Annotated in this window: 22 protein-coding genes; all 22 read right to left on the bottom strand. The window is 65.7% G+C overall.

The window, feature by feature from the left end; translation table 11 throughout:
* Window positions 1-3 precede the first annotated feature (3 nt).
* Entirely contained in the window at window positions 4-1068 is a 1065-nt protein-coding gene (gene flhB, locus GQ464_RS03725; RefSeq protein WP_166974731.1) for a flagellar biosynthesis protein FlhB, read from the bottom strand.
* 153 nt (window positions 1069-1221) lie between these two features.
* Window positions 1222-2004, bottom strand: a complete 783-nt coding sequence (gene fliR, locus GQ464_RS03720; protein WP_166974734.1) for a flagellar biosynthetic protein FliR — start codon at window positions 2002-2004, stop codon at window positions 1222-1224.
* A 12-nt stretch (window positions 2005-2016) separates the two neighbouring features.
* Entirely contained in the window at window positions 2017-2286 is a 270-nt protein-coding gene (gene fliQ / locus GQ464_RS03715; protein WP_166974737.1) for a flagellar biosynthesis protein FliQ, read from the bottom strand.
* 12 nt (window positions 2287-2298) lie between these two features.
* Window positions 2299-3153: a flagellar type III secretion system pore protein FliP gene (gene fliP / locus GQ464_RS03710; RefSeq protein ID WP_228350567.1), complete on the bottom strand. Its 855-nt coding sequence runs from the start codon at window positions 3151-3153 to the stop codon at window positions 2299-2301.
* A gap of 5 nt (window positions 3154-3158) precedes the next feature.
* Window positions 3159-3773: a flagellar biosynthetic protein FliO gene (locus tag GQ464_RS03705; RefSeq protein WP_166974740.1), complete on the bottom strand. Its 615-nt coding sequence runs from the start codon at window positions 3771-3773 to the stop codon at window positions 3159-3161.
* 214 nt (window positions 3774-3987) lie between these two features.
* Window positions 3988-4875 (bottom strand): flagellar motor switch protein FliN, encoded by an 888-nt coding sequence (fliN, locus tag GQ464_RS03700; RefSeq protein WP_166974743.1) that lies wholly within the window; start codon window positions 4873-4875, stop codon window positions 3988-3990.
* On the bottom strand, window positions 4862-5896 hold the full coding sequence (gene fliM / locus GQ464_RS03695; protein WP_166974746.1) for a flagellar motor switch protein FliM: 1035 nt from the start codon (window positions 5894-5896) through the stop codon (window positions 4862-4864). Before fliM ends, fliN begins: the two co-directional genes overlap by 14 nt.
* Window positions 5897-5951: 55 nt before the next feature.
* Entirely contained in the window at window positions 5952-6488 is a 537-nt protein-coding gene (locus GQ464_RS03690) for a flagellar basal body-associated FliL family protein (protein WP_228350566.1), read from the bottom strand.
* Complete coding sequence (locus GQ464_RS03685) at window positions 6431-7186, bottom strand: OmpA/MotB family protein (RefSeq protein WP_166974752.1); 756 nt, start codon at window positions 7184-7186, stop codon at window positions 6431-6433. Before GQ464_RS03685 ends, GQ464_RS03690 begins: the two co-directional genes overlap by 58 nt.
* A 12-nt stretch (window positions 7187-7198) precedes the next feature.
* Window positions 7199-7987, bottom strand: a complete 789-nt coding sequence (locus tag GQ464_RS03680; protein ID WP_166974755.1) for a motility protein A — start codon at window positions 7985-7987, stop codon at window positions 7199-7201.
* A 243-nt stretch (window positions 7988-8230) separates the two neighbouring features.
* Window positions 8231-10138, bottom strand: a complete 1908-nt coding sequence (locus GQ464_RS03675) for a methyl-accepting chemotaxis protein (protein WP_166974757.1) — start codon at window positions 10136-10138, stop codon at window positions 8231-8233.
* 40 nt (window positions 10139-10178) lie between these two features.
* Window positions 10179-10739 carry an ABC transporter substrate binding protein gene (locus GQ464_RS03670; protein ID WP_228350565.1) on the bottom strand — a complete coding sequence of 187 codons (561 nt, stop codon included), beginning with the start codon at window positions 10737-10739 and terminating at the stop codon, window positions 10179-10181.
* Window positions 10740-10854: 115 nt separating this feature from the next.
* Window positions 10855-11973: a protein-glutamate methylesterase/protein-glutamine glutaminase gene (locus tag GQ464_RS03665; RefSeq protein ID WP_166974763.1), complete on the bottom strand. Its 1119-nt coding sequence runs from the start codon at window positions 11971-11973 to the stop codon at window positions 10855-10857.
* 33 nt (window positions 11974-12006) lie between these two features.
* Complete coding sequence (locus GQ464_RS03660; protein ID WP_166974766.1) at window positions 12007-14262, bottom strand: chemotaxis protein CheA; 2256 nt, start codon at window positions 14260-14262, stop codon at window positions 12007-12009.
* Between the two features lie 49 nt (window positions 14263-14311).
* Window positions 14312-15283 (bottom strand): protein phosphatase CheZ, encoded by a 972-nt coding sequence (locus GQ464_RS03655; protein WP_166974769.1) that lies wholly within the window; start codon window positions 15281-15283, stop codon window positions 14312-14314.
* A gap of 12 nt (window positions 15284-15295) precedes the next feature.
* Window positions 15296-15664, bottom strand: coding sequence for a response regulator (locus GQ464_RS03650; protein ID WP_166974772.1), 369 nt, complete (start codon window positions 15662-15664; stop codon window positions 15296-15298).
* A gap of 11 nt (window positions 15665-15675) precedes the next feature.
* Window positions 15676-16038 (bottom strand): response regulator, encoded by a 363-nt coding sequence (locus tag GQ464_RS03645; RefSeq protein WP_166974775.1) that lies wholly within the window; start codon window positions 16036-16038, stop codon window positions 15676-15678.
* 5 nt (window positions 16039-16043) lie between these two features.
* The gene (locus tag GQ464_RS03640; protein WP_166974778.1) at window positions 16044-16928 is read right to left on the bottom strand and encodes a CheR family methyltransferase; all 885 of its coding nucleotides are present in this window, start codon (window positions 16926-16928) and stop codon (window positions 16044-16046) included.
* Between the two features lie 22 nt (window positions 16929-16950).
* Window positions 16951-18237: a HEAT repeat domain-containing protein gene (locus GQ464_RS03635; RefSeq protein ID WP_166974781.1), complete on the bottom strand. Its 1287-nt coding sequence runs from the start codon at window positions 18235-18237 to the stop codon at window positions 16951-16953.
* Window positions 18238-18346: 109 nt separating this feature from the next.
* Window positions 18347-18838: a chemotaxis protein CheW gene (locus GQ464_RS03630; RefSeq protein ID WP_166974784.1), complete on the bottom strand. Its 492-nt coding sequence runs from the start codon at window positions 18836-18838 to the stop codon at window positions 18347-18349.
* 172 nt (window positions 18839-19010) lie between these two features.
* On the bottom strand, window positions 19011-20288 hold the full coding sequence (locus GQ464_RS03625) for a flagellar hook protein FlgE (protein WP_166974787.1): 1278 nt from the start codon (window positions 20286-20288) through the stop codon (window positions 19011-19013).
* Window positions 20289-20353: 65 nt separating this feature from the next.
* Entirely contained in the window at window positions 20354-21037 is a 684-nt protein-coding gene (locus GQ464_RS03620) for a flagellar hook assembly protein FlgD (protein ID WP_166974790.1), read from the bottom strand.
* Window positions 21038-21061: the final 24 nt, after the last annotated feature.

Below are 21061 nucleotides of genomic sequence, written 5' to 3'. Positions count from 1 at the left end.
GGGTCAGGCGGCCTGCCGGCGCTTCCGGTAGATCTCGGCCAGGATCGTCGCCACGGCCGGATAGAGCTCGGCCGGGATCTCCTGGCTCTCTTCCACGGTGTGGTAGAGGGCGCGGGCCAGCGGCCGGTCCTCGACCATCGGGACGCCGTGCATCCGGGCCAGCTCCTTGATGCGCAGCGCCCGTTTGCGGATCCCCTTGGCCAGGACCACCGGGGCGGGGGCCTCTGCCGGGTCGTAGCGCAGCATCACGGCGTAGTGCGTCGGGTTGGTGACGACGACGTCGGCCTTCAGCACGGCGTGATCCAGCCGGGTGCGCCGCGCCAGCTTGAGGGCGAACTGCCGCCGCTTGCTCTTCACCCGGGGATCCCCTTCGGCCTCCTTCTGCTCGTCCTGTAGCTCCTGCTTGCTCATCTTCAGGTCTTCCTTGTACCGCCATTTCTCGAAGGCGAAGTCGATACCCGAGAGGACGAGCAGCACCAGCAGCAGCTGCGCCACCAGAACCAGGATCCAGTGCGAGGCCAGGCCCAGGATGTCCCCGACGGGCAACGTGTGGAGCATCAACAGCTCCGGCAACCGCCCGCTGATGTTCAGGTAGGCCACCGGCCCGACGATCAGGATCTTGAGAAATGACTTGAGGGTGGTGAACAACCCCCGGGCCGAGAAGATACGCTGTAACCCCTTCAGGGGGCTGATGCGGCTCGGTTTCGGGGTCAGCGGCTTCGTGGTGAAGTTCCAGCCGGACTGCAGGACGTTCGCTCCGATGCCGGTGACCGTCAGGGCCAGCATGAACGGCAGCAGCAGCACCAGCACCTTGAACCCGATCTCGACGACGAGCGCCAGCGTCGTCTCGACGTCCAGCGTGGTGGTGCCGGACGCCAGGAAGACGCGGCGGGTGATCGCCTTGAGCTGTTCGAACGCCGACGGCAGCCCCAGGGCAAGGAGGCCGATGGCGGTCGTCAGCGAAAGCACCGACACCATCTCCTGCGCGCGAAACAGGTTGCCTTCCTCCCGTGCTTTCCTGATGCGCTGGGGGGTCGGGTCAAACTGCTTGTCTTGCTTGTCCGCCATAGGATCGGTGGTACCTCACGTGGGGTCGGAGAGGGCCCCGTGAAAAAAAGATGCCAGGACGCTGCCCGCCGGAGAACGGGAGTGCGGGCCCGCCGGTACGGCCCCGCACGGAAAAGCCGCCCGCTTCCGGGAAAGGATTTCCCCCGGCGCCTTTCAGGGGCCGGTTGCGGCGAGCGCCTCGACCAGGGTGAGCAGGTCGTCGTACATCTGGTCGATGAAGCCCGGGATGATCGGGAAGAGGTTCTGCAGGAAGAGGTAGCCGAGGCCCAGCCCGAGCAGCAGCTTCAGCGGGAGGCTGAGCGAGAAGAGGTCGGCCTGCGGCACCACGCGGGCGAAGATGCCCAGGGCGGCTTCGACGAGGAAGAAGGTCATCATGAAGGGGGCCGCCAGCCGGAGGGCCGTGGCGAAGAGCCTGCCGGCCCAGTCGAGCATCAGGGGCCCGGCGGCGGCCAGGCCGGCCCCGCCCAGCGGCACCACGTCGAAGGAGGCGATCAGGGCGTAGAGCAGGTAATGGGGGCCGTCGAGCAGGATGAAGACCAGCAGGAACGTCATCAGGAAGAGCCGGCCCATCGGGTTGGTCGACTGCCCGTCGGCCGGGTTGAAGACCTCGGCCAGGCTGAGCCCCATCTGGAAACCCAGCACGTCCCCGGCGTACTGCAGGGCCCAGAAGATGAACTGGCTGGCCAGCCCCAGCACCACCCCGGTGAGAGCCTCGATCCCCACCGCGACCATCAGGCCGAAGGGATGGAAGACGCTTTCGGGCAGCGGGGCCGGGGTGAAGCCCACGAGCAGGTAGGCCATCATCACGGCGATGAGCACGCGCAACCGCACCGGCACGGACGGCTGCCCGAAGAAGGGCGCGGCCATCAGCAACCCGCCGATCCGCACGAAGACCAGAAAGACGCCGAGGTAATATGCCGGATCGAGGTACGACACGGGGCACGGCCGCTACTGCGAAACGCTCGGGATGAAAGCGAAGACGTTGACGGTGAAGTCGATCAGCATCTGAACCATCCAGGGCGCCAGAAACAGCAGGATGAAGCCGACGATGAGCATCTTGGGAACGTAGCTGAGCGTCATCTCCTGGATCGAGGTGACCGCCTGCAGCAGGCTGACCACCAGCCCGACCAGCAGGGCGGCCCCCAGCAGCGGCAGGGTCAGCATCAACGCCAGCCTCATGGCTTCCTGGGCCCAGTACAGTGCGACGTCGGTGTTCATGGGGAGGATGGATTAAGGGAGCGCGTAGCCCTGGATTACGGATTCGACGATCAGATACCAGCCGTCGGCCAGCACGAACAGCAGCAGCTTGATCGGCAGCGAGACCATCACCGGAGGGAGCATCATCATACCCATGCTCATGAGCACGCTGGCCACCACCAGATCCACGATGAGGAAGGGAAGGAAGATCATGAAGCCGATCTGGAAGGCAATGCGCAGCTCGCTGATGACGAAGGCCGGCACCAGCACGTGCAGCGGCACCTCGTCGGCGGACTGGAACGTGCCGATGGCGGCCATGTCCATGAAGAGCATCAGGTCTTTTTCCCGCGTCTGGGCCAGCATGAAGCCTTTGAGGGGACGGGTGGCCCGGTCGAGCGCCTCTTGCTGGCCGATTTCTCCGGCGACGTAGGGTTGCAGGGCGTCGTCGTGGATCCGCTGGAAGACCGGGTACATGATGAAGAGGGTGAGGAAAAGGGCCAGCCCGATGAGGACCTGGCTGGGCGGGGCCTGCTGAATACCCAGCGCCTGGCGGAGAATGCCCAGGATCACCACCAGCCGGGTGAAGCTGGTCATCAGGATGATGATCGCCGGGGCCAGCGTCAGGACCGTCAGCAGCAGCAGCAGCTGGATCGGCAGCGCGAAGTCTTCGCCGCCGCCGTCGACGAGTTGCACCCGGGGAAACAGGCCGAGCGACGGCATCGTGCCCGCGGTGGCCGTCGTGTCGGGGGGCGGCGAGGCGGCCGTCTGCCCCAGCGCCGGCGTGCTCGGCAGGGCAGCCGCCAGCAACAGCACCAGGCCAAGGATCACGCACCGGCGGCGTATCCGGCCGGGGGAGGGGAGGGCCTCCCGCCAGCGTACAGGGATCATGTGCATCATGGGGTCGGGGAAGACAGGGGACGTTGGGCGAGGGTCTCCAGCAGTTCGGCGAAGGGGCGGCCGGGGGGCGGTTCCCCGGGGGCGATCCCCGGCGTTTCGGTGGGCGTGGTCTCGCCGGGCGGTTCCAGCGCCTCGCGCGGATAGGTTTTCAGCAGGGTGATCTGGCCGGTCGTCACGCCGAGCAGCAGCACGTCGTCCCCGCAGGCGACCAGGCGAAGCTGCTGTTGGGGGGCGAGCTGGAGCTGGCCCAGCGGGCGCAGCGGGATCGCCGAGCCCGCCCCGCCGGGGGAGCGGCGGCGCAGGTAGTAGGCCAGCCCGAGGCCGCCGCCCAGCAGCAGGAGGACGAGCACGTACCCGGGGCGCAGGACGGACACCTCGCGGCGCGACGCCGGGCCCCGCTCCGGCGAGGCGGCCACGGTGCCGGAAGCGTCCGAATAGACCGGAGGCCGGGTGGCGTCAGGCGGGCCGGCCGGCATGAGCTGCATCGCCAGCCACAGCAGCGCCAGCGCGGCCAGAAACAGGGCGGCCCGGATCAGCGGGCGGCGCGAAGCCGCGGCAACCGGGCGGGAAAGGCCGGTACCGGCCACGGGGAAGGGGAAGAATTTGCTCACGGTGCGGCATGGATTGCGTGACGAACCGGTACGGGGCGGAGGAAACCCCGCTTTTCGATCACGCCGTCACCTTGAGCCAAAACGATGCCACGGGAGAAGAGGGGGGCGCCGTGCGGCGGCCCGCCGGGCACGTGGCGTCTCTCCCGCCAGGGCCACGGGGGCGCTCCACAAGACGGCCCGGTGTTCAGGCGCGGAGCAGCCGTATGGCACGGCCTCAGTGGAACACCTTGTCGCGGTTGCGGGTGGAGGCCAGGCTGGTGATGCGGATGCCGAACTGCTCGTCGATCACGACGGCTTCGCCTTCGGCGATGAAGCGGCCGTTGGCGTAGATGTCCAGCGGCTCCCCGACCAGCTTTTCGAGTTCGATGACGCTGCCGTTGGTGAGGCGGAGGATGTCGGCCAGGGGCAGGCGCCGCCGGCCCAGCTCCACCGTGACCTCCAGCTCGACGTCGGCCAGCAGCCCGAAGGTGTGGTTGTTTTCGCCGAGGGTTTCCTTGCCCAGGTCGGGAAAGTTCAGGGGCGAGATCGGGACCGGCTGGCCCTGGGACGGGGTCTCGGCCGGCGAGGGGGCGGGAGCCGGGGCTCCGGCTGCGGTGGCCGCGGCGGGTTGCCGGGCGGGTGCCGGCAGCAGCACGGTACCTTTCAGCGTGTCGCCAGCCAGTTCCAGGTGAAAGGCGACGGCGGACAGCGCCTCGTCGAGCGTGTCTTCGGGAAGCGGGGCGCCGGGCGGCAGCACCTCGAAGCTGACCTCGCCCAGGGCCACACCGGTCCCGGAGAGCTGGTTGCGTACGGCGCCGTAGCCCTGGCCGGCGAGCTCGCGGGCCAGATCCTCATAACCCTCGTCGCCGACCTCGATCGGCTCGCCCAGCATCGCCTTCGAAAGCAGCGGCAGCCATTTCGGGTCGAGCTGTACGGCGAAGGCGACGTCGCCCCGGGCCAGCAGCGTGAACAGGGACGCGCCGGCCTCCTGGGCGGCGTTCCGGGAGGTGGCCACGGGGGCCTCCGCCTGAAGGAGGATCTCCTGGCCCAGGAGGGTTTCCAGAAAAGCACGGAGGGCCTCCCGGGCACCGGCGATATGCTTCTCGAAATCAGGTGAGCTCATCGTCCTCTTCCATGAATTGGGGTTCGATCACGTCCAGGATTTTGAGGGCGCGGCGTTTGCCGACCCGGCCCGAGGTAGCCCGGAACCGATCGCGCTGCCCGACGAAGACGCGGACGGCGTCGGTCACCCGCTGCTCGAGCGGGATCACGTCCCCGACCTGCAGCTGCGTCAGCTCGGAAACCGGCAGGCGGGTTCGGCCCAGTTCGGCCCGCATCTCCACGATGGTGTTGCGCAGCATGCTCTCATAGCGGGCACGAACCCGGGGATCGACCTGGGTGGTGGTGTTCGAGAGCCACTGCTTGATGCCGGTGCGCCCGAGCATCCGTTCCAGCAGGATGTACGGATAGCAGATGTTGATGAACGACTGCTGCTCGTAGATCGAGACCTCGAAGGTGCCGACCAGGGCCGGTTCCACCCCGGGAATGATCTGCACGAACTCCGCGTTCGATTCGAACGCCGTCTCCTGGAGGGAAATACCATAGACCTGTTGCCAGGCTTTCTGCAGCTCCCGGAGAACGCGCCCCATGATCTTGCTCATGATGCGCCGCTCGATCTGGGAAAGCTCGCGCGGCTTGCGCAGGAACGTGCCGGGGCCCCCGAAGAGCTTCTCGATGGTGAAGATGACCAGGCGTGGGTCCAGCTCGAAGACGAACTGCTGGGCGAGTTCCTTCACTTCGATGACGTAGAGGGCCGACGGCGGGGCGCTCGACATCACGTATTCCGAATAGAGCACCTGATCCATCGCCGTCAGGTTGATGTCGACGATGGTGCGGAGCTGGGCCGAGAGGTAGACCGAGAGGTCCCGTGCGAATGCGTCGTGCACATAGTTGAGCAGACGCATCTGGTCCTGGGAGAAGAGGCGGGGCCGCTTGAAATTGTAGAGGCTGATCCGCTTCTCCGCATCCAGCTCGATCATCGTGGAGAGCGCCTCGAAATCGTATTCGCTCGCCTCCTGATCCCCGAGCTGGCTCCGGACCTCAAGGAGTATGTCGATCTCGTCCTGGCTGAGCGGTTTCGTCATGGTGCTGGCGCCCTGCTGGTGAACCCGGCGACCCGGCCGGAAACCGCCCGGATCGCTACTGAAGGACGTACTGGGTGAAATAGAGCCGGTCGACTTTGCCGTCCTGTACGATCTCGTTGATGGCCGTCAGGAGCTCCTGTTTGATCTCCTCGCGCAATGAGATGTCGGACAGTTCGCTTACCGTACGCCGGCTCAGCAGCCGGAGGATCGTATCGCGTACGACCACGTCTTTCTGCTCCAGTTCCGACAGCACCTTCTCCTTGGCCGCTTCCAGCCCGATGTTGAGCATCAGAAAGCGGCGGCCTTCACTGTCGGACGGGTTGACGATCAACCCCTGAAGCTCCCGGAAGTGGCCGTACTGGATCGGCTCCTCTTTTTTCGGCTTCTCGCCGGAGCTAAAATCGCGCCCAATTATTTCGGCCGCCTGCACCAGGCTCGAATAATGGTTGAATGCGATCCAGCCGCCGCCCGCCAGCGACAGGACGAGCAGCGGCAGGAGCAGCAAGAGGAAGGACTTTCCGCCCTTTTTCTCCTTTACGGGATCTTCTTCGGCTCCGGCAGGAGCGTCTTGCTCGCGGATTTCTTCTGCCATGGTTCTATGCTGAACAGGATTTCTACACGTCGGTTTTTGGCCCGGCCGGCCGCCGTCTCGTTGGAGGCCAGGGGCTGATACTCGCCGTATCCGACGGCGGCGTACCGTTCCGGGTCGAGGGCCGAGTTCTGCTCGAGCAAAAACCGTACGACCGCCGCGGCCCGGGCCGCCGAGAGCTCCCAGTTGCTCGGGTACTGGCTGGTATGGATCGGCCGGTTGTCGGTATGTCCTTCGACCAGCACCTCGGTGATGTCTTCGCTCAGGATGCCCGCGATCAGCCGGAGCAGCGACCGCGACGGTTCGATGATTTCGGCCTCGCCGGACCGGAACATGACCGAGTCGGAAATGAGCACGTGCACGCCCTCCTCTCGCAGGTTGACCTGCACCTTGTCCTGCAGGCCGTGCTCGACGAGGTATTTCATCACCATCTCATATTTTTCCACCAGTTCGCGGGCTTTCTCCGGCTGGGTGATGATCTGTTTCGTCGGTGGTGGGATGACGGCATCGTGGCTGAGGATACTCGTGCGACCCTGGAAGTAGCTCAGGGCCTCCTGAAACTTTTTCACCTCCACCTCGGACATGGCCACGATCATGACGAAGAACGTCAGCAACAGCGTGGCCATGTCGCTGAAGGTCGTCATCCAGAACGGCGCCGAAGGCTCGTCGCTTTCCGGTTCCGGTTGCATCGGTTCGGGCATGGCAACAGGGGGTCAGGCCGCTTTTTTCAGGGGGGAGTCGTTTTCGGCCGGGGCGGCTTCGGTTTGTTCGGAGAGGAAGAGGCGAAGCCGTTTCTCGACCATGCTCGGGCTTTCGCCGCGCACGATGCTCAGCACGCCGGTGCGCACCAGGTCGCGTGCCAGGAGGAGGTCGTTCATCTGGGCCTTGGCCTTGTTGGCGCAGGGCAGGAAGACCAGGTTGGCCAGCAGGGCGCCGTAGAACGTCGTGATCATGGCCACGGCCATACCGGCCCCGATGGCCGAGGGGTCCGTCAGGTTCTGCATCATCTGGATCAGGCCGATGAGCGTTCCGACCATGCCGAAGGACGGGGCATAGGTGCCGGCGGCGTTGAAGAACTTCGGCGTCAGGGCCAGCCGGGCGGTTTCCGTGGCGATCCGTCCTCGCATGAGGTCGTCGATCTCCTGCTCTTCGATGCCGTCGACGGCCATCTCCAGGCCCATCCGCATGAACGGGTCGTCGCATTGCTGGATCTGGCGGTCCAGGGCCAGCAGGCCCTCCCGGCGGGCCGTGCGCGAGAGCTCGGCGAAAAGGGTGACGTAGTGTTCCAGGTCGGGTGGTTTGAAGGAAAACAGTTGTTTGGCCCCGCCGAGCCCCAGTTTGAGTTCGTCGATCGAGAAGGCCACCATCAGGGCCGAGGCGGTGCCGCCCAGCACCATGATCAGGGAGGCCGGGTCGAAGAAGGTGGCCCAGCCGTCGCCCAGGAAGATGGCGCCGAAGATGAGGGCGAAACCTGCGGCAATGCCGATCGGTGTCGTTTTCATGAAACGGATGCTGGCCTGAGGAATGCCCCGGGCCCATCATGGCGTGGCCGAGGAGGCAGAACGTGGTATGTCCGGGCGGGGCGCGAACGGTATCGACAGTATCGGTTTCTCAGGGTGCTTTTTAAGTGGAGTTGGTACGGCGGATCGGGCAGGGTGTCCGAAAAAAAGAGGCCTCGGTAATCCGTACCGAGGCCTCTGGGGGATCGGGCTGTTGCCGTACGTGGGGGCGGCCGGGGTGCGGAGTTAGCCAGCCAGGTGAGGGGCTCCGTCGCCGCCGGGGTAGGCTGCTTCGTCGGATTCGGGCGTGGCCGCCTCGCTGATGGTGAAGCGCTCAATCAGGGTGCGCAGTGTTTCCACCTGGCGGTTCATGATGTCGGCGGTATAGGCCAGTTCCGTCGTGGCGTTCGAGACCTCGGTGGCTACCGACGAGATCGAGTCGACGTTTTGCGAGATCTGGCTGCTGGTGGTGGCCTGCTGCTGGCTTGCGGCAGCGATCTGGTCGATCATGGCCACCATCCGGTTGATGGATTCGATGATCTCGCTGAGGGCGTGCGAGGCGTTGTCAGCCTGGCGGAGGCCGGTTTCCACCTCTTCGTTGCCCCGCGTCATGGACGCGACCACCTCGTCGGTTTTGTGCTGGATGCGCGTGATCATGTCTGCGATCTGCTTCGTCGCTTCGCTGGTGCGTTCGGCCAGCTTGCGCACCTCGTCGGCCACGACGGCGAAGCCCCGCCCCTGCTCGCCGGCCCGGGCTGCCTCGATGGCGGCGTTGAGGGCCAGCAGGTTCGTCTGGTCGGCGATACCCCCGATGACCTGGATGATCTCGCCGATCTGTGCGCTGGACTCACCCAGGGCTGTGACCTTCTCGGCCGACTCTTTCACGATCGTGGCGATCCTTTTCATCCCCTCGGTCGTCTCGCGGAAGACCTGCTCGCCTTCGGTGGCCAGGGTCGAGGCCCGCTTGGCCATCTCGTTGGCCTCGTACGCGTTGCGCGAGGAGGCGGCGATGGTCGCCGACATCTCTTCGATGGCGGCTGCCACTTCGTGGGTCTGGTTGGCCTGGTCTTTGGCGCCGGCGGACATCTCCTCGGCGGAGGAAGCGACCCGGTAGGCGGCCTGGGCCAGTTCGTTGCCGGAGGCGTGCACATCCCGGATCAGGTCTTCGAGGTCGTGCACCATCTGGTTGATCTGCCGGATCAACTCGCCCACCTCGTCGTCGCGGCTGGCCGTGAGGCGGCGCGTGAGGTCGCCCCGGGTGACGGCGGAGATGACCTCCGAGATGCGGGCAAACTGCTCGCGCAGGTAGCGGCGCTCGGCCTCGGCTTTCTGCTGCAACTCCAGGGCCCGCTGCTGGGCCGCCTCGGCCTCTTCGGTCTGGCGTTGCAGGGCCTGCGTACTCCGCTCGCTGGCTTCGACCATCGTGTTGAACGAGGCGGCCAGCTCGCCGATCTCGTCGTGCTGCCTGATGTCGACCCGCACGGACAGGTCGCCCTGGGTGACGGCGCCGGCCGCCGCACGGAGCTGCTCGACCGGCTGTACCACCGTACGGCGCACCTGGACGAGCACCAGCCACGACAACAGCGCAACCAGGGCCGGAATCGCCAGGGACAGCAAGAGCCCGTTCCGCCTCTGTGCCTGGATGCTGACTGCCGGCACGGCCACCAGCACGTGTCCCACGGCTTCCTCCGAAGCGTCGTCCTGCAGGCGGATGTCGGAAACGGCGATGAGGATCGGTTGGCCGCCCGGCGTCTGGCTCCAGCGCAGCGGTGCTTCGGTATGGACGAGACGGTCCTCCTCCCGAAGGGCATCCGTGAGCCGGTATTCGGCCACCACGTCACCGCTCGGGTCGAAGAAGCCGCCGGCCACCGCGTTGCCGCTCTCGACCACTTTGGTCAGGCGCTCCTGCAGGCCCTCTTCGTCCTGCATCACCAGGTTCAAGGCCGACTCGGCCCCGAGCGTCTCCGCCAGCAGGATGCTCCGTTGCTCGAACTCCTTGACGGTCTGGTTGAGGCTGTACTGGGCGAAGGCGAAGAACAGGATGAAGACCAGCACCGCGAGTCCGCCCAACTGAATCAGAAACCGCTGTCGCAGCTTCAGATGCGCGAGCGAGAGGCGAGCGGCGCGTGACGTGGATTGTTGTTTCTCAGACATGGAACCAGGGGTCTTTACAGGGGGGAAGGGGGAGCGACACTCAGTTCATGGCCAGGTACTGGATGCGCTCCAGGTATTTCTCGGGGATCGTGAGGGACATGGCCTCGGCGGCGGCCCGGTTGACCAGCAGCGAGATGGCGCCGTCTTTCTTCAGCACCGCCACGCTGGCCCCCTCGTTGATCCACGCCTCGGTGGGGGCAAACACCGGCATGTTGGCCGACGTTGCGTTCTTGATGATGAAGCTGCGCGTGACGCTGTTATCCACCACGCCGGTGCTCTCAAGGATCCAGATGGCCTGCACCTGGTGTTCCCGCGTCAGGGTTCTGAACTGGGGGGCGACGTCTTTCAGGTCCGTCACCTCGGCCAGGAAGACCTTGATGCCGGTCGAGGCGGAGGCGCGCTGAACCTGCGGCATCAGCGCTTCCGTGTCGGTGGCGTTCTTGTCCCAGATCAGGCCGATGCGCTCGATGTCCGGCTTCAGCTCTTTGATCACGAACATCTGCTGGATCGGGGTAGGTCCATCTTCCAGCCGCACGGGGGTGGCGGCACCGGCCAGGGCCAGGACGAAGGACAGAACAGCAATGCGATGCGGCATCCGCATAGTTACTACCTCCAGGCTGTATCGATCTCAGGGTTGGAAGGAAAAGACGTGCGGACAGGCGTCACGCACGGGCATACCTAGAGCCTATCAGGTATTCGGCTCTTTCTGATTTTTCTTAAGGACGGTCGGGCAGGGGGTCTCGGGAGACGGACGGCATCCTGGGGAAAGACAGCGGGCGATCGGACAGGCCGGTAAGGGCCTGCGTCAGCGTGGCGGCCAGTTCGTCGAGCGGGACCACAGCGTCGGCCAGCCCCGCCTCGACGACGGCACGGGGCATCCCGTAGACGACGCAGGAGCTCTCGTCCTGGGCCACGATCTTGCCCCCACGTCGCCGGATGGCGGTGGCGCCCGCCCGGCCGTCCTGGCCCATGCCGGTCATGACCGTGGCCAGCACGCGCCCCTGAAAGACGTCGGCCGCCGAGGTGAACATGACGTCGACGGAGGGCCGGTGCAGCGTCTCGGGGTGGTCCGGCGTAGCGACGACGGTGCCCGCTTCCCGTGCCTGAAAGACCAGGTGCCGACCGCCGGCCGCGATGATCACCCGGCCTGGCCGTAGCTCCATGCCATCCTCGGCCTCGACCACTTCGAGCGGGCTGAGCTTGTCCAGCCGGTTGGCGAGCGACTGCGTGAAGTGCGGCGGCATGTGCTGCACCACGGCCACGGGCACGGGTAGGTCCGCCGGCAGGTGGGGGATCACGTATTGTAACGCCGCCGGGCCACCGGTCGAGACACCGATGGCCAGCAGGCGTGCCCGGCGGTAAACCAGGGGCGTTTCCGGACGGGAGGGCCCGGGAGAAGGCGCTGGCTTTGCCGGCGAGGGCTGCCGGAACAGCTTCGCACGCGAGGCGGCAATCGCCTTGATCTTGGCGATGAGTTCCTCCTTGATCTTGGCGATCTCGAGCGAGACGAAGGAAAGCTGCTTGGGGATGAAGTCGACGGCGCCGGCGTTGAGGGCCTCGAGGGTAGCCTGGGCGCCCTCCCGGGTCAGCGAGCTGATCATGATGACCGGGCAGGGGTGCTCCTGCATGATCTGCCGGAGGGCCGTCAGGCCATCCATCCGGGGCATCTCAATGTCGAGCGTGACCACATCCGGCCGGAGGCGGCGAACCTTTTCGAGGGCTTCCAGCCCGTCGCGGGCCGTGTCGACGACGCGGATCTCGGGATCCCCCTCCAGCATCATGGAGAGCGCCTTCCGCATGAAGGCCGAGTCGTCGACGATGAGGATACGGATCATGATGGTTTTCCGGTGACGCTTGCCCGTCTGCGGTCAGGCCGCCTCGCGCTGCTCGGCGCCGTCGCGGCGCCGGGCGTTCTCGATGCGGACGATCTCGGCCACATCCAGGATCATGATCACCCGGCCGTCGCCCAGGATGGTGGAGCCGGCGATGCCGCGGGTCTTCTTGAGGAAGGTGCCCAGGGGTTTGATCACGATCTCCTTCTGCCCGACCAGGTCGTCGACGATGAGGCCGAGCCGGTGGTGGGCGATGCCGACGATCACGGCGTACGAGCGTCGCGCATGCCGGTGGGCACCCGGCACGCCGAGCGTATCGCCGATGCGCACGAGCGGGAGCACCTGCTCGCGCAGGCGGATCACCTCGCGCCCCCGGATGGTCTGCACGTCGCCCTCGCGGAGGCCGACGACCTCGATGACGGCATGCAGCGGGATGGCGAAGGTCTCTTCGTTCAGGCGTACCAGCAGGCTCTGGATGATGGCCAGCGTCAGCGGCAGCTTCAGCGTGAAGCAGGTGCCCCGGCCCAGGGTCGAGTCGATGTGGATGGTGCCGTTGAGCCGGGCGATGTTGGTCTTGACGACGTCCATCCCAACCCCGCGCCCGGAGACCTGGCTGACCTGCTTGGCCGTGCTGAAGCCGGGGGTGAAGATGAGCTCGAAGGCGTTCTGGTCCTTCATCTCCGCCGCCTCTTTCGGCGTGATGAGTCCTTTCTTGATCGCATGTTGCTTGATCTTTTCGGGGTCGATGCCGGCCCCGTCGTCTTCGACCCGGATCACGATGTGGTTGCCTTCGTGCGCGGCCGTCAGGCGGATGGTGCCCCGGACGGGCTTGCCTTTGGACCGGCGCTCCTCGGGGGTTTCGATTCCGTGGTCCGAAGCGTTGCGGATCAGGTGCACCAGCGGGTCGCTGATCTCTTCTATGAGCGACTTGTCCACCTCGGTCTCCTGGCCCTCGATGACCAGGTCGATTTCCTTGTGAAACTCTCGGGCCAGGTCGCGTACGACGCGGGGAAACTTGTTGAAGACGCGCCCGATCTGCACCATGCGCGTGTGCATGACGGCAGTTTGCAGCTCGGTGGTGATGAAGTCCAGCTGGGAACTGGTTTCGACCAGCTCGCGGAGGAGCTCCAGGTATTCCTCGGTCTCGTCGAGGTCGGAGACGAGCTGCAAGAGCCGGTTGCGGCCGAGCACGAGTTCGCCCACCAGGTCCATGAGGTTGTCCAGCCGGCGCACCTCGACGCGGATCGTCTCGGTGCTGCTTCGGGTCGTACGACGTTCTCCGGCGGCGGGGGCCGCCTCCGGCTGCGTTGCGGCCGGGGGGGCGGTCGGCTTCGCTTCCGTGGGCCGGTCGTTCATTGCGGGGGCCGGGGTGCTGTCCTGTCCGAAGGTGCCGTTGGAGATGGCCTGGAGCTGGGCGATCAGGCCGGAGAGGTCGAGTTCGACCAGGTGCTGTTCTTCGACCTGGTGCAGGAGCACCTTCATCTGGTCGAAGGCGGCAAAGAGGACGTCCATCATGCCGGGAGCGAGGGCGCGTTCGCCCCTGCGCAGGCGGTTGAGCACGTCCTCGAAGTGGTGGGCGAGCACGGACATCTGCTCGAGGCTCAGGAAGCCCGAGGTGCCCTTGACGGTGTGCACGGCCCGGAAGATTTTGTCGATGAGGGCCTGGTCGTGCGCGTTGTGTTCGAGTTCGAGCAGGTCGTTGTCGAGTTCGTCGAAGACCTCGCGCGTCTCGACGATGAAGCTCTCGACGATCTCACGCAGCTCCTCGGAAAAGACGGGGTGGTCGGAGATGACCCGGCCGGTGGATCGGACCTCGGGCGCGCGGCGTGTCCCGGCGGGTGGGCTGGCTTCGGAGGGTTCGTCACCGGAGGTGTTTTCCTGCCCGAAGGTGCCGTCGGAGATGGCCTGGAGCTGGGCGATCAGGCCGGAGAGGTCGAGTTCGACCAGGTGCTGTTCTTCGACCTGGTGCAGGAGCACCTTCATCTGGTCGAAGGCGGCAAAGAGGACGTCCATCATGCCGGGAGCGAGGGCGCGTTCGCCCCTGCGCAGGCGGTTGAGCACGTCCTCGAAGTGGTGGGCGAGCACGGACATCTGCTCGAGGCTCAGGAAGCCCGAGGTGCCCTTGACGGTGTGCACGGCCCGGAAGATTTTGTCGATGAGGGCCTGGTCGTGCGCGTTGTGTTCGAGTTCGAGCAGGTCGTTGTCGAGTTCGTCGAAGACCTCGCGCGTCTCGACGATGAAGCTCTCGACGATCTCACGCAGCTCCTCGGAAAAGACGGGATGGTCGGACATGGTGGGGGCAATGGGCTAACGTGGGAACGGTACGGTGCAGGGCGTAACGTCAGCGGTTGCCGCCGAAGAGGTTGTCGATCTCGTCCTGGGGGGCGGGCTGGCCGTTGCCGAAGAGGTTGTCGATCTCATCCTGCGAGGCGGCCTTCGGGGAGGCGCCGTCGCCGGCACCGAAGAGGTTGTCGATCTCGTCCTGGGAGGCGGGCTGGCTGTTGCCGAAGAGGGCGTCGATCTCGTCCTGTGAGGTGGGCGTCGCGTCTTCCGTCCCGGGGGCCGGGGCTTCTTCGCCGGCCATCGAGGAGATGATCGCGTCGGCCAGCTTTTGCTTCTTGCCGGAGCGGTCGTACGTGGCGTTGCCGTCGAACGTGCCGCCCTCCGGCAGGGTCGTGTCGAGGAAGTCCTCCAGGGTGCCGGCGCCGAGGCGGCCCTCGAACCGGGCCAGCTGGGCACGGACCGACTCGATCAGGTGGCTCACCGAGGCGATCTGCTGTGCGGTGATGTCCTGCACCTGGAGGGCCATCATGATCCGGTTCATGTTGTTGTGGATCTCCTCGAGGGTCTCCAACTTGTGTGCGAGCGTTTCGGCGATGCGGCTGCGGCAGGCGTTTTTCTGCGCCAGGTGGGTTTCCATCTCCCGGAGCAGGTCCGGGTCGTCCAGGCGTTCCCGGATCAGCGCGGCCAGTTGCCGGTCCGTCTCGTCCAGGTGGTGCAGGTCCTGGTGGGCGGCCTCGATGCGGGTGCGGGTTTGTTCGACCTTGGCCTGCGTCTCGTCGACGAGGTCCATGATCTCGGTCGTTGCCAGCTCCGTTGCTTCGTTGACGCTGGCCAGGCGCGAGGTGGCCGTCGGCATGACCTTGTTGGTGCTGACGCGGATGGAGCTGTCGACTTCGTCGAGGACCGGCACGACCTCGCGCAGGAACGCCAGCACCTCCTCGACGAACGGCATGGCACGCTGGCCGAGGATGAAAACGCTGCGCAGATCGTCGAGTCGTTGCAGGATGTCGTTCAGGGGAAGCGAACCCATGGCTAAGCGTGGTTAGGCGGTTTTGAGGATCAATTCGATCTTGTCTCGTAGCACCTCCGGCGTGAAGGGCTTGACGATGTAGTTGTTGACGCGGGCATGCATGGCGGCCATGACGTCTTCCTTCATGCCGCGCGTGGTGACCATCAGAATGGGCAGATGACCCAGCGTCGGATGGTTGCGGATCGACTTGGTCAGCTCCAGCCCGTTCATGTTGGGCATGTTCCAGTCCGTGATGACGAAGTCGATGGACTCGCCTCCGAGCTTTTCGAGTGCCTGGGCTCCGTCGGCCGCTTCGACATAGTCGCTGTAGCCGATTTCCTTGAGCGCGTTGCAAACGATTCGCCGCATCGTGAGCGAATCATCTACGACGAGGAACCGCATAGTTTACCTCCCTAGATGAATTTGGAGACTTCGTACTGAATCCGTTTCTGGTCGAACGGTTTGACCAGGTAGGCGTTGGCGCCCAGTTCGAGGCCCTGCCGTTGTTCTTCCTGACTGGAGAGTGACGACAGGATGATGATCGGGAGGTCGGCGTAGTCGGCGTCCTCCCGGAGGGCGCGTAGCAGCCCGAAGCCGTCGAGCTTGGGCATATTCAGGTCCGTGATGACCAGGTCCACGCGGGCGCGTGCCAGTTTCTCCAGGGCCTCCATTCCGTCCTGTGCCGTCACGACGGTCAGGCCGCGCGCCCGCAGGGCAAACATGACAAACTTCCGGATGGCGCTGGAGTCATCTACGACCATTACTGTCTTGGACATGGCGGTCACCCCTTCTTGTAAGCGATCGTTTTGTCGAACCGGACGGGCTGGAAGGCTTGCGTGACGCCGTAGAGTGTTTCGGAGAAGCCCACCAGCAGGTACCCGCCCTTGTTCAGGCTGTTGTAGAGCGACGATACCACCTGCTGCTTGGATTTATTGTCGAAGTAAATCAGCACGTTGGCGCAGAGGATCAGGTCGATGTTGCGCATCGTCGCCACGGCGTTCCGGTCGAAGAGGTTCAGGTACGCGAAGCGGACCGTCTCCCGGACTTCCGGCTTGAGCGTGTAGTGGTCTCGTTCGACGGTGAAGTAGCGGCTGAGCATCGGCGGTGGCACGTTCCGCACGGCCCGCGGGCCATAGGAGCCAGCCCGGGCCGTCTCCAGCACCTCGGTGTTGATGTCGGTGCCGTAGATCTCGAACCGGACCCGGGGGTAGCGTGCCTGGAGCCGGTCCCGCACGATCAGGGCGAGCGAGTAGGGTTCGTCGCCGGTCGAGCAGGCGGCGCTCCAGAGGCGGAGGGTGGGCGCGGGGCCGGTGCGCTGCGCGACGAGTTCCGGAATGATGTGTTCTTCGATGATCTCGAACTGGGGAGGAGTCCGGAAGAAGAACGTTTCGTTGATGGTTACGGCGTTGATCAGCTCCGGCAACTCGGTGGCGGCGCCTCCGTTGAGGAGGTAGTGGAAGTACGCCTGGTAGTCCGGGGTGCCGGTTGCCGTCAGGCGCCGGCCGACCCGGCTCTCCAGCAGGTACTTCTTGTTGTCCTGGAAATAGATGCCGGTCTGCTCGTAGATGAAGCGCCGGAACTGTTCGAAGAGTGGATCGGGGAGTTCGGCCTTTCCCGAGGCAGCCGGGCTTCGCGCGGGCAGGTTCAGTTGAGCGAGTAAACTCATGGGTGTGTTGCACGGGTCGTGGTCAGCGGGCGGTGCCCGGTGCAGGGAGGTCGGGAAGGGGGAAACCCGATGCGGGGGCGGTCTCCCGGGCGAGGTCGGCGGCGTAGGTGGTCACCTCCGGGTCGTCGTCGGCCAGGGCGGCGTAGAGGAGGGGGTGAAGGGCCGGGTGTTGCAGGTTCCGGTAGAGGGTCAGCGCGGCCAGCTTGGTTTCGACGTCGAGGTTATGGAACTGATGCTGGAAGAAGCGGCCCACGTGCCCGAGCAGTTCGGGGGCCAGGGCCTGCTGGGCCAGCAAGCCCAGCACGAGCTGGGTCGCCGGCACGACGTTCACCCGGCCGGACTCGACGGCCCGCACGATGCACATGAAGGAGGCGGGATAGTGGACGAGGGCCCGGAAGATTTCCAGGTCGAGGGTGTCGTTCCGGCCGGTGTGGTGCAGCAGGGCATCCACGGTTTCGTCGTCCAAGAAGACGTGGAGGCCGCGCGCGGCCGCGGCGGCGTACGTGTCGTCCGGGTCGTCCAGCATCTCGATGAGGTACGTCTTCAGCGCGGCGGGCAGCGATTCGGCCAGATCGGGGTGCCGTTCCCAGAGCTCGACGAGCGCCTTCAGGACGAGCGGGCGTGCCATGGGGTCGAGTGTGTCCACCTTGCCCAGAAGGGTGGGGAAGACGTCCGGCACGCCCCAGGAGGCCAGGGCCTCGGCCGCCGCGAACTGGACCACGGGGTCCTCGTCGGAGAGGGCCCGCTCGAGGAAGCCGAGATCCCGTCCGGGTCCGAAGGCGCCGAAGGCGGCCACCACGCTGGGACGGGTCACCGGCTCGCGCTCGTAGAGGTCTTTCAGCGCGCCGGCATATTCATCGGCCTCCAGGGCACAGAGCGCGTCCACGGCGGCAACCCGCACGTTGGCATCCTCGTCGTCGAGGCGGCGGGCGATGTGGTGGGCCACGTGCCGGGCCGGTAGCAGGGCCAGCACGTCGATGGCGAACTTGCGCACGTCGTGGTCCTCGTCGTCGACGTAGGGAACCAGGGCCGCCACGGCCGCCTCGCCCATCTGGGCCAGCAACTCGCCGGCCCGGTTGCGGACGGTGATGTTGTCGCTGGTGATGTGGCGCACCGTGAGGCGGGCCGCTTCCTCGGTGCCGCACGCCAGCAGGATCTGGGCGGCGGTCTCACGGACGCCGGCGTCGGGGTCGGCCAGCAGGGTGGCCGCGGCTTCGACGGCGTCGCCGGCGTCCAGCCGTTCAAGACACGCAGTCCGGACGGCGGGGTCCGGATCGAAAAGTTCGGGATAGGGCGCGCTCTGGTACATGGCTGTTCCGTTGAACGATCTGTCGACGTGAGAGAGGCCGGCCGGAAGGGAAGGCCGGCGTGTTCCGGAGCCGGTGCGGTCCCGCGGATCCGGCGCGGCGACGTTCGGGTCAGGCGGCGGCCGCCTGCTGGGTCTGATGGGCCGCCTGCAACTCTTCGGCCGAGAGCACCTCTTCGAGCTCCAGCAGGATCAGCAGCCGGTCTTCCAGCTTGGCGACCCCGCTGATGTAGTGCGTGTCGATCCCGATGGTCAGTTCCGGCGGCGGCTCGATCACGTTCCGGTGGACGCGGAGGACTTCCTTCACGGCATCCATCATGAAGCCGATCACCTTGCCGTCGAGCTCTACGACGACGATCCGGGTGTTCTTGTCCGCCGGGCGCGGCGGCAGGTTGAACCGCTTGCGCAGGTCCACCACCGGCACGATGCGTCCCCGCAGGTTGATAACCCCTTCCACAAAGGAGGGCGCATTCGGGACGCGGGTGATGGCCACGGGCCGGATGATCTCCTGGACGTTCAGGATGTCGATGCCAAACTCCTCGTTTTCAATGACGAAGCTGACCAGTTGCAGCAGGTCGTCGCTGTGGGTTGCGTACTGGTTCATGGTTGGTCGCCAAAACGTTGCTCGCGTGGACGTCTATCATATCGACCTAACGGAGGATCTCTTAAAAGGGCGGGCCGGTCCCCGGCAAAAAATGACGAAGCCCCGCACCGGCGGGGTGCGGGGCTTCCGGGGAAGAGGTTCCCTTTTCCGGCTACGTGACCGGGTTGCCGGCTTACCGTTTCAGGTTGACGGTTTCCTGAAGCAGCTCGTCGGAGGTGGTGATGACCCGGGCCGAAGCCTGGTAGCCACGCTGGGTGACAATCATGTCGGTGAATTCGGTGGCCAGGTCTACGTTGCTCATCTCCAGTGTGCCGGCGACGATGGCCGTGCGGCTGAGTTCGACACCGGCCCGCCCGAGGCTCAGGCTGCCGGAGGAGCTGGTCAGGCTCCAGAGGTTGTCCCCCTCCTGCTGCAACCCGTTCGGGTTGCTGACGTTGCCCAGGGCGATCTGGTAGATCTTGCGCTGGTTGCCGTTGGAGAAGTTCAGCTCCACGAAACCTGCCTGGTTGATGCTGAAGCCGGTGAGGATGCCCGGCGGGCTCCCGTCCTGATCGCGCACGGCCACCGTGTTGGAGCCGGCCAGCTGGGTGATGCCGCCCGTGTCGTCGGCAAAGTTGAGCGTGAAGGTTTCGTCCGTGCCGTCCCCGTTGATGTCCCAGTTGAAGGTCTGGTCCAGCGGCCCGCTGTCCGGGCCCGTGGCCGGGTCGCCGTCGATGTCGACGGTGCCGTCGTTGTTGAAGGTGATCACACCGGTTTGCGGGGTGCCGCCGGTATCCGTGATCGGGTTACCGGAGGAGTCCTGGATACGCCAGGTCCACTCGTTGTCGTTGGTCTTCTCGAACTGAACCACGATCGTCAGGGCGCGTCCCTGCTGGTCGTAGACGATGGTCGAGAGGCTCGTGGTGTCGCCGATCGCCGCTTCGGCGTTGAGGTTGCCCCGGAGGAACAGGTTGCTCGTCAGCTGGGGCGGGGCAGTGGCGTTCAGGGGGATGCGAATGTCTTCGAGTCCGGCCGACTGCACCTGGCCGTTTTCGTCGAGCGCCCAGCCCTGCACCTGCAGGCCGCTGTTCGAGACCAGTTCCCCCGCGTTGTTGATGGAGAAGTTGCCGGCCCGGGTCAGCAGGACCCGCTCGCCCGCGCGGACGACGAAGAAGCCGTCGCCGGTGAGGCCCAGGTCGGTGGCCACGCCGGTGTTTTCGAGGGACCCCTGGGCAAAGTTGACGTCGATGGAGCCGACCGACACCCCCAGGCCCACGTAGGACGGGTTGATGCCGCTTCCGCCGGCGGTGCGGCCCACCCCGAGCAGCGTCTGGCCGAGCAATTCGTTGAAGGCGGCCCGGCCGCGTTTGAAGGCGGTGGTGTTCACGTTGGCGATGTTGTTGCCGATCACGTCCATGCGGGTCTGGTGACTCTTCAGGCCCGAGATGGCGGTGCGTAAGGAGCGAATCATGGTGATCTACCGTGGGTTGATGGAAGCGAATGGGGCAAAAAATGGAAGCGGGTGTGGAGGGTGCGTCAGGTCTTCACGCTCGCGACGTTGGCCATGGACACGGCAACGCCGCCGATCCAGAGGAGGATACCTTCGGGACCGAATGTGACGCGGGCTACCGGGCCGGTGATCATCTCGACGGCCTCCACCGCGTCGCCGTTCGCACGCGTCGCCTGTACCTCGAACGTATAGGTGCCTGTCGCCACGGTGGCGCCGGCATCTCCTTCGCCGTTCCAGACGACCTCGTTGAGGCCCGCCTCCCGGGCACCCAGCTCCAGGGTGCGAACCACGTTACCGGCGGCATCCCGGATGGTGACGGTCACCTGATCGGCCGCCTCGTCCAGGTCGAAGGCCAGCGTGCGTTCTCCCTCACCCGTCCAGGCGATCTGGTTGCCTTCGGCCTCGACCGACTTGCCGATCAGCCCGGCGGCAATGCCCGCGTTGGTGCTCTGCGAAAGCACGTCGATGGCCGCCGTATTGTCTGACAGGCGCTGTTCGATGTTGATCAACTGCTCGACACTCGAGAACTGGGCCAGCTGCGCGGCGAATTCCTGGCCGTCGAGCGGGTTGAGCGGGTCCTGGTGGCTCAGCTGGGTGACGAGCAGCCGGAGGAACTCGTCTTTCCCGAGGACCTGCGAGCCGGTCCCGGCAGGGCCGGAGGGACTGCCGGTCTCCGGGGCGGTCGGGAGCAGGCTGGACTGGATTTCCATGGCAGTGGGTTGATCTGGGGAATG

It is taken from the genome of Rhodocaloribacter litoris (assembly GCF_011682235.2).
GTDB lineage: Bacteria > Bacteroidota > Rhodothermia > Rhodothermales > ISCAR-4553 > Rhodocaloribacter > Rhodocaloribacter litoris.
The sequence above is the reverse complement of the archived record's forward strand: the minus strand, read 5'-3'. Positions and strand labels throughout refer to the sequence as shown.

Bases quoted from the DNA above. Each gene is read 5' to 3' on its own strand.
- flhB (WP_166974731.1), bottom strand. From the start codon at position 1,068: ATGGCGGACAAGCAAGACAAGCAGTTTGACCCGACCCCCCAGCGCATC.
- fliQ (WP_166974737.1), bottom strand. From the start codon at position 2,286: ATGAACACCGACGTCGCACTGTACTGGGCCCAGGAAGCCATGAGGCTG.
- fliP (WP_228350567.1), bottom strand. From the start codon at position 3,153: ATGATCCCTGTACGCTGGCGGGAGGCCCTCCCCTCCCCCGGCCGGATA.
- fliN (WP_166974743.1), bottom strand. From the start codon at position 4,875: ATGAGCTCACCTGATTTCGAGAAGCATATCGCCGGTGCCCGGGAGGCC.
- fliM (WP_166974746.1), bottom strand. From the start codon at position 5,896: ATGACGAAACCGCTCAGCCAGGACGAGATCGACATACTCCTTGAGGTC.
- GQ464_RS03690 (WP_228350566.1), bottom strand. From the start codon at position 6,488: ATGGCAGAAGAAATCCGCGAGCAAGACGCTCCTGCCGGAGCCGAAGAA.
- GQ464_RS03685 (WP_166974752.1), bottom strand. From the start codon at position 7,186: ATGCCCGAACCGATGCAACCGGAACCGGAAAGCGACGAGCCTTCGGCG.
- GQ464_RS03680 (WP_166974755.1), bottom strand. From the start codon at position 7,987: ATGAAAACGACACCGATCGGCATTGCCGCAGGTTTCGCCCTCATCTTC.
- GQ464_RS03675 (WP_166974757.1), bottom strand. From the start codon at position 10,138: ATGTCTGAGAAACAACAATCCACGTCACGCGCCGCTCGCCTCTCGCTC.
- GQ464_RS03670 (WP_228350565.1), bottom strand. From the start codon at position 10,739: ATGCGGATGCCGCATCGCATTGCTGTTCTGTCCTTCGTCCTGGCCCTG.
- GQ464_RS03665 (WP_166974763.1), bottom strand. From the start codon at position 11,973: ATGATCCGTATCCTCATCGTCGACGACTCGGCCTTCATGCGGAAGGCG.
- GQ464_RS03660 (WP_166974766.1), bottom strand. From the start codon at position 14,262: ATGTCCGACCATCCCGTCTTTTCCGAGGAGCTGCGTGAGATCGTCGAG.
- GQ464_RS03655 (WP_166974769.1), bottom strand. From the start codon at position 15,283: ATGGGTTCGCTTCCCCTGAACGACATCCTGCAACGACTCGACGATCTG.
- GQ464_RS03650 (WP_166974772.1), bottom strand. From the start codon at position 15,664: ATGCGGTTCCTCGTCGTAGATGATTCGCTCACGATGCGGCGAATCGTT.
- GQ464_RS03645 (WP_166974775.1), bottom strand. From the start codon at position 16,038: ATGTCCAAGACAGTAATGGTCGTAGATGACTCCAGCGCCATCCGGAAG.
- GQ464_RS03640 (WP_166974778.1), bottom strand. From the start codon at position 16,928: ATGAGTTTACTCGCTCAACTGAACCTGCCCGCGCGAAGCCCGGCTGCC.
- GQ464_RS03635 (WP_166974781.1), bottom strand. From the start codon at position 18,237: ATGTACCAGAGCGCGCCCTATCCCGAACTTTTCGATCCGGACCCCGCC.
- GQ464_RS03630 (WP_166974784.1), bottom strand. From the start codon at position 18,838: ATGAACCAGTACGCAACCCACAGCGACGACCTGCTGCAACTGGTCAGC.
- GQ464_RS03625 (WP_166974787.1), bottom strand. From the start codon at position 20,288: ATGATTCGCTCCTTACGCACCGCCATCTCGGGCCTGAAGAGTCACCAG.
- GQ464_RS03620 (WP_166974790.1), bottom strand. From the start codon at position 21,037: ATGGAAATCCAGTCCAGCCTGCTCCCGACCGCCCCGGAGACCGGCAGT.